The organism is Mesorhizobium sp. M7A.F.Ca.ET.027.03.2.1, assembly GCF_003999175.1.
Taxonomy (GTDB): domain Bacteria; phylum Pseudomonadota; class Alphaproteobacteria; order Rhizobiales; family Rhizobiaceae; genus Mesorhizobium.
The window spans coordinates 1-6713 of the sequence record NZ_RZOM01000233.1 but is presented as its reverse complement, the minus strand read 5'-3'; the positions used below and the strand labels follow the sequence as shown (position 1 = coordinate 6713).

Sequence of the window (6713 nt, the reverse complement as noted above, 5' to 3'; positions counted from 1 at the left end):
AGCCGAAACTGTGCGTGCTCGACGAGACCGATTCCGGCCTCGATATCGATGCGCTGAAGATCGTGTCCGACGGCGTCAACGCGCTGCGCGCGCCGGACCGGGCGTTCCTGGTCATCACCCACTACCAGCGCCTGCTTGAGCACATCGTGCCCGATAGCGTGCACGTTCTCTACAAGGGCCAGGTCATCAAGTCCGGCGACAAGTCGCTGGCGCTTGACCTGGAAGCCAATGGCTATGCCGGCGTGATCGGCGAAGCCGCGTGAGATGCCAGAGGGCAGTTTGATGAATATGCACGCACAACCGCAGCGGACACCGGCCGAAACAGCGTTGATCGACGCCTTCGGCGACCGGTTGTCGCTGCTGCCGGGCGACGGCGCGGTGATGCTGAAGCGCGACGACGCCATCGAGACGATCAAGCACGGCCTGCCGACGCGGCGTGTCGAATCCTGGCACTACACCGACCTGCGCCGGTTGCTGAATACCGTGCCGGACTTCGACCCGGCCGCCATGGCCAAAGCCATCGCCCCGATCGTCGACAGTTCCACCGTGGTGTCGATCCTGAATGGCAAGTCCGACGCCAAAGTGCCGGTTCTTGAAGGCGTCTCTTTCCAGCGCCTGTCGGAAAAGCTGGTCGACGGCAGCGCAGCACCTGGGCTCGACCCCTATGGCAGCGACGATGCCATTGGCGCGCTGAACACGGCTTTTGTCGCCGACGGGTATTTTGTCGACATCGCCGATGGTGTGGAACTTGAAAAGCCGGTCGAGCTGCAGAACCTGCAGGCCGGCGGCCAGACCCATGTGCGCCTGGCCGTTCGCGTCGGCGCCGGCGCCAAGGCCGTTATTGTCGAACGGCAGACGGGTGATGGCGCTGCCTTGGGCAGCTCGGTCAGCCAGATCGTGCTCGACGAGGGCGCCGAGGTGACGTGGCTGATCGTCCAGGAGCAGCCGGAAACGGCGACGCATCTGGCGCAGTTCAAGGCCCATATCGGCAAGAATGCGAAACTGACACTGTTCGTCATGAACGCCGGCGGCAAGCTCGTGCGCCAGGAGATCATGGTCAGGACGACTGGCGAAGGCGCCGATTTCAAGCTTCGCGGCATCAACCTCCTGGCCGGCGACACCCACACCGACGTGACCATGGTTCTCGACCATGCCGTGCCGCACACGACCTCGACGGAGATCATCCGCAACGTGGTGACGGGCAAGGCGCGCGGTGTGTTCCAGGGCCGCATCAACGTCCATCAATATGCGCAGAAGACCAACGCCAAGATGGCCTGCAACACGCTGTTGCTGTCGGACGACGGCGAGTTCTCGACCAAGCCCGAGCTTGAAATCTTCGCCGACGACGTGATTTGCGGCCACGGCGCGACGGTCACCGAAATCGACCACAACCATCTGTTCTACCTGATGGCGCGTGGCGTCGACGAGAAAAGCGCGCGGGGGTTGCTGGTGAAGGCCTTCGTCGCGGAGGTGATCGAGGAACTGGACGACGAGGCGATCGTCGAGGCGCTGGAAGCACGGCTCGACGGCTGGTTCGCGGCACACGGGTGATCTGATGAACGCACCGGGCAAGATCGGAGATTTCTACGACGTCGAAGCGATTCGCCGCGATTTCCCGATCCTGTCGCGGGAAGTCTACGGCAAGCCGCTGGTCTATCTCGACAATGGCGCCTCGGCACAGAAGCCGCAGGTGGTGCTGGACACAATCCAGCATGCCTATTCCCAGGAATACGCCAACGTCCATCGCGGCCTGCATTTTCTGTCGAACGCCGCGACCGACGCCTACGAAAAGGCCCGAGAGACGGTGCGCCGCTTCCTAAACGCGCCGAGCACCGACAATATCGTCTTCACCTCGAACACGACCTCGGCCATCAACACGGTCGCCTACGGCTATGGCATGCCCAACATCGGCGAGGGCGACGAGATCGTGCTGTCGATCATGGAGCACCACTCCAACATCGTTCCCTGGCATTTCATCCGCGAGCGGCAGGGCGCCAAGCTGGTCTGGGTGCCGGTCGACGATCTCGGCGTCTTCCACATCGAGGAATTTGAAAAGCGGCTGACCAGCAAGACAAAGCTCGTTGCCATTACCCACATGTCGAACGCGCTTGGCACTGTGACGCCGATCAAGGAGATCGTGCGCATCGCGCATTCGCGTGGAATTCCCGTGCTGGTCGACGGCAGCCAGAGCGCTGTCCACATGCCGATCGATGTGCAGGATCTCGACTGCGACTTTTTCGTCTTCACCGGGCACAAGGTTTATGGCCCGTCGGGCATCGGCGTGCTCTACGGCAAGAAGGACATTCTCGCTGGCATGCGGCCCTTCATGGGCGGCGGCGAGATGATCGAGGAGGTGACGGAAGACATCGTCACCTACAACGAGCCGCCGCACCGCTTCGAGGCCGGCACGCCGCCGATCGTCCAGGCGATCGGGCTGGGTGCTGCCCTCGACTACATGGAATCGGTCGGTCGCGAGCGCATTGCAGCCCATGAGGAAGACCTCAAGAACTACGCGCATGAGCGGCTGCGCTCCATCAATTCGCTGCGCATTTTCGGCGATGCGCCCGGCAAGGGCGCCATCATCTCGTTCGAACTGCAAGGCATTCATGCGCATGACGTGTCGATGGTGATAGACAGGCAGGGCGTTGCTGTCCGCGCCGGCACCCATTGCGCCCAGCCGCTGTTGAAACGGTTCGGCGTAACCTCCACATGCAGGGCATCGTTCGGCATGTATAATACCAGGGCCGAAGTCGACGCTTTGGCCGAGGCGCTTGAAAAAGCGCGCAAATTCTTCGGATGACGATTTTTTTGGGTGACGACCATGGATGATGCAAGCATCTCTGCCGAGACCACTGCGGAAACCGCGCCCAATGCGCTGGTTTCGGGATCGGCCATTCCAGCCGACGAACTGGCGCGGCTGACCGACGACATCGTTTCGGCGCTGAAGACGGTCTACGATCCGGAAATCCCGGCCGATATCTACGAGCTCGGCCTGATTTACAAGATCGACATCGAGGACGACCGCTCGGTCAAGATCGACATGACGCTGACCGCTCCGGGCTGCCCTGTCGCCGGCGAAATGCCCGGCTGGGTGGAGAATGCCGTCGGCGCCGTCGAAGGCGTGTCCGGCGTCGAGGTCAACATGACTTTCGACCCGCCATGGTCGGCCGATCGCATGTCGGAAGAGGCGCAGGTGGCGGTGGGTTGGTACTAGCCCGACAGAGGCTGGCACACTTGCACCAAGGATAAAACTTCACCATTTTAGGTGAGGAATCATTCGGCAGGCCTTGAACCTGCATGGAATGGAAGGAAAAAGAATGGGACGCTTTGCCGTCATCACGATGACCGAAAAGGCCGCCGACCGGGTGCGGGAGATTGTCGCCACCCGCGAGAATGCGCATGGCATCCGCCTCGGCATCAAGAAGGGCGGCTGCGCCGGCATGGAATACACGGTCGATTTGGTGACCGAGCCCAACACCAAGGACGACCATATCGAGCGCGATGGCGCCCATGTCTATGTCGCACCGGAAGCAGCACTTTTCCTGTTCGGCACCGAGATGGATTTCGAGCAGACGACGCTGCGCACCGGTTTCACCTTCCACAATCCGAACCAGAGCTCGGCCTGCGGTTGCGGCGAATCCGTCGAACTGAAGCCGGCCGACCTGAAGGCGCTGGCAGAGGCACGCGCTTCCTGAGTTTTTCCTTCGCCCCGTTTACGGGGAGAAGGTGTCACGAAGTGACGGATGATAGGCAGCGCCGGCCTCTCCAAAGTTAGCGCCGCCCCTCATCTGCCGGCGTTCGTCGTTCGAGGCCAAGCAATTGGCTTTCCGTCCGCTGCGCGGATCATTCCTCACCTCTCCGAAACGGCGCGAAGAAATTCACTCCACCCACATGCCCGTCCGCTTGTGCCAGTCGGCGATCGATTCCTCGGGATAGATGTCGAAGACCTTGTCATGCTTGCCAACCACCGGCTCCACCCAGTTCGCCTTGTATTTCAGCATGAGGTGCACCTTGCTTGGCGGAATGGGTAAATCGCTGTCGATCGCCGAAGCGAAGGGATGCACCAACTCTGGCCATGTCGGGTCGTAGAGCCAAAGGGCTGAGCCGCATTTCTTGCAGAAATTGCGCTCGCCGGTTGAGATTTCGCAATGCGGATGCTCGTCGTCCTCGATCTCCGCCCGAAAGACGCCGAGGCTGCGCTTGCCCCTGATGTTCAGTGTTTCGTTGTCGGCACCGAGATTGATGGCAAACCCCCCGCCGCCCTGCTGCTTGCGGCAGATCGAGCAGTAGCACAGCATGAATGGCGCCGGCGTGTGGCTCTCCACCTCGAAACGGACGGCATTGCAGCGGCAGGAGCCTTTGAGCAGAACGGGCATAGCGGGAAACTCCGATCGACCTCACACAACCTGTCAGCATGATTTTGGTTGCGCGATGACAAGGCCAAACGCCGGTGACATGATCGCGGCATGGACAATGAACGCATCGCCGAACTGTTCGAGGGCCTCGGCCCTGTCAGCATCCGAAAACTGTTCGGCGGCAAGGGCATCTATTTCGACGGTGTCATCGTCGCCATCGTGCTGCGTGGCGAATTGCTGTTGAAGGCCGACGAGCAAAGCGTGCCCGAGTTCGAGGCCGCCGGCTGCACGCAATGGACCTATACCGGCTCGCGCCACGGCAAGCTGGTCGCCATGCCCTACTGGAGCGTTCCAGACAGCGCTTTCGATGATCCCGACGAGATGACGATCTGGGCACGGCGGGCGTATGAGGCGGGGCGTCGGGCGGGGAAGTAGATTCCCGCAAGCGCGAGGCCACCCCCTCATCCGTCCGCTTCGCGGCCACCTTCTCCCCGAGGGGAGAAGAGGTCGACGTCGGCGCTGCAAGCTCCTCTCCCCTCGGGGAGAGGTCGGATTGCCCCGAATTGTTCTTTGCAATTCGGTCTTGGGAATCCGGGTGAGGGGGAACCTTCGCTGCGCGACCCTAAAGCGCCTTGGCAATCCTCGCCGCCAGCCGCGCATTATTCTCGACCAGCGCGATGTTCGTCTTCAGGCTCCTACCGCCAGTCAGTTCGAGAATCTTTCCCAGCAGGAACGGCGTCACCGCCTTGCCGGTCACGTTGAGCGCCTCGGCGGCCTTCTGCGCGGCCTCGATATAGCCGGCCATCTCCTCAGCCGGGATTTCGTGGTTTTCCGGCACCGGATTGGCAATCAGCATGCCACCGGCGAGCCCCAGCGCTGCCCTCGTCTGGTAGAAATGCGCAATCTCTTCCGGCTCGTGCAAGGTCAGCGGCGCGCGGAACGGCGAATGCCTGGACCAGAAGGCCGGCATCGTCTCGCAGCCAAGGCCGACCACCGGCACGCCGCGCGTCTCCAGCACTTCCAGCGTCTTTTCGATGTCGAGAATGGCCTTGGCGCCGGCCGAGACGACGATGACCGGCGTGCGCGCCAGCTCGTCGAGATCGGCGGAAATGTCAAAACTCTTTTCGGCGCCCTTGTGCACGCCGCCGATGCCGCCGGTGGCGAACACTTTTATGCCGACCATATGCGCCGCGATCATCGTGGCGGCGACCGTGGTGCCACCGGTACGCCCTTGCGCCACGGCAAAACCGAGATCGGCGCGCGACAGCTTCATGGCGTCGCCCGTCATCGCCAGCGATTCGCGCTCGCCGTCCGAAAGCCCGATCTTGATGCGGCCGCCAACCACGGCGATCGTCGCCGGCACGGCGCCGCCATCGGTGATGATCTTTTCGACGTCGGCCGCCATGGCGCCATTGTCGGGGTAGGGCATGCCATGGGTGATGATGGTGCTTTCCAGCGCCACCACCGGCCGGCCGGCAGCCAGAGCCTGCGCCACCGGCGCGTGGATGTCGATGAGGGGGCGGGCGGTCTCAGGGGTCATCAGGGTCTCCAATCCGGAATGCGGCGCGTCCGTGGGGACACCAGGCAACATCGCGGCACTATGAATTCGCCGGTCTCATGCCACTTCCCTGGCATCCGGCACAAGAGCCAGCGCTTCCGCGAAGCTTGAGGCGGTGAACTCGGGAACGGCGTTGGCGCTTTCGATGGCAAGCGTCGCCGCGGCGATGCCTTCGCGCAGGGCCACCCGCAGCGGCAGTCCGCGCAGCAAGGCAGCGACCGTTGCGCCCGCCAGCGCATCACCGGCCCCGGTGACGTCAGTGACCTTTCGGGGATTGGGCGGCATGATCGAAAAGGCGCCTGTTTCATCGAACCCCAGCACGGGCGCCTCGCCCGCCGTCACGACGCCACTGACGAGGCCGCTGCATCGCAACCCGTCGACGACCTCGCGCTCCCTGGCATTCGCGGCGACGCCGGCCAGCACCATGGCCTCGCGCCGGTTCATGAAGACCAGCGAGAGCTTCTTCAGCACCGGTATCAGCCGCACCACCTTGGCCGGCGAGATGGCAATGGCGAAAACCGGCTTGCCTGCGGCGAGCGCGACCAGCCGTTCCAGCGCCGCCGTCGGCAGGTTGGCGTCGCAGAACACGGCATCGGCGGCCGCGATTGCTTCGCGCACCCTGGAGCGGCGAATCTGTTTGGGAAAGGCCAACTCATAGAGCGCCATGTCGGCGAAGCCGACGATCAGCTCGCCCTCGCTGTCGATCAGCGCCGTGTAACTCGGCGTCGTGCGGTCGAGGAAGACCGCCGACAGGTCGGTAATGCCTGTCTCGGCGATGGCTCGCGAAACGGTATCGGCAG

General features: G+C 62.9%; 8 protein-coding genes and 1 pseudogene. 6 read left to right on the top strand and 3 right to left on the bottom strand.

What is annotated here, in order from left to right; translation table 11 throughout:
* From sufC to sufA, 5 genes and pseudogenes are all read left to right on the top strand, one after another.
* Positions 1-263, top strand: a pseudogene (sufC, locus tag EN750_RS12750) (Fe-S cluster assembly ATPase SufC); the annotation flags it as partial.
* 19 nt (positions 264-282) lie between these two features.
* A complete protein-coding gene (gene sufD, locus EN750_RS12745) occupies positions 283-1551 on the top strand; it encodes a Fe-S cluster assembly protein SufD (RefSeq protein ID WP_127396622.1) in 1269 nt (422 codons plus the stop codon).
* 4 nt (positions 1552-1555) lie between these two features.
* Complete coding sequence (locus EN750_RS12740; RefSeq protein ID WP_127396621.1) at positions 1556-2800, top strand: cysteine desulfurase; 1245 nt, start codon at positions 1556-1558, stop codon at positions 2798-2800.
* 21 nt (positions 2801-2821) lie between these two features.
* Positions 2822-3214, top strand: a complete 393-nt coding sequence (locus tag EN750_RS12735; protein WP_127396620.1) for an SUF system Fe-S cluster assembly protein — start codon at positions 2822-2824, stop codon at positions 3212-3214.
* Between the two features lie 103 nt (positions 3215-3317).
* Complete coding sequence (sufA, locus tag EN750_RS12730) at positions 3318-3695, top strand: Fe-S cluster assembly scaffold SufA (protein ID WP_127329621.1); 378 nt, start codon at positions 3318-3320, stop codon at positions 3693-3695.
* Positions 3696-3878: 183 nt separating this feature from the next.
* Here sufA and EN750_RS12725 read toward each other — a convergent pair whose 3' ends face one another.
* The gene (locus EN750_RS12725; RefSeq protein WP_127329619.1) at positions 3879-4376 is read right to left on the bottom strand and encodes a GFA family protein; all 498 of its coding nucleotides are present in this window, start codon (positions 4374-4376) and stop codon (positions 3879-3881) included.
* Between the two features lie 90 nt (positions 4377-4466).
* Between EN750_RS12725 and EN750_RS12720 the strand changes: the two genes are divergently transcribed.
* Positions 4467-4790 carry a TfoX/Sxy family protein gene (locus EN750_RS12720; RefSeq protein WP_127270731.1) on the top strand — a complete coding sequence of 108 codons (324 nt, stop codon included), beginning with the start codon at positions 4467-4469 and terminating at the stop codon, positions 4788-4790.
* Positions 4791-4977: 187 nt separating this feature from the next.
* Here EN750_RS12720 and EN750_RS12715 read toward each other — a convergent pair whose 3' ends face one another.
* On the bottom strand, positions 4978-5895 hold the full coding sequence (locus EN750_RS12715) for a pseudouridine-5'-phosphate glycosidase (RefSeq protein WP_127270928.1): 918 nt from the start codon (positions 5893-5895) through the stop codon (positions 4978-4980).
* Between the two features lie 75 nt (positions 5896-5970).
* A partial coding sequence (locus EN750_RS12710; protein WP_127396619.1) for a PfkB family carbohydrate kinase occupies positions 5971-6713 on the bottom strand: 743 nt, incomplete at its 5' end.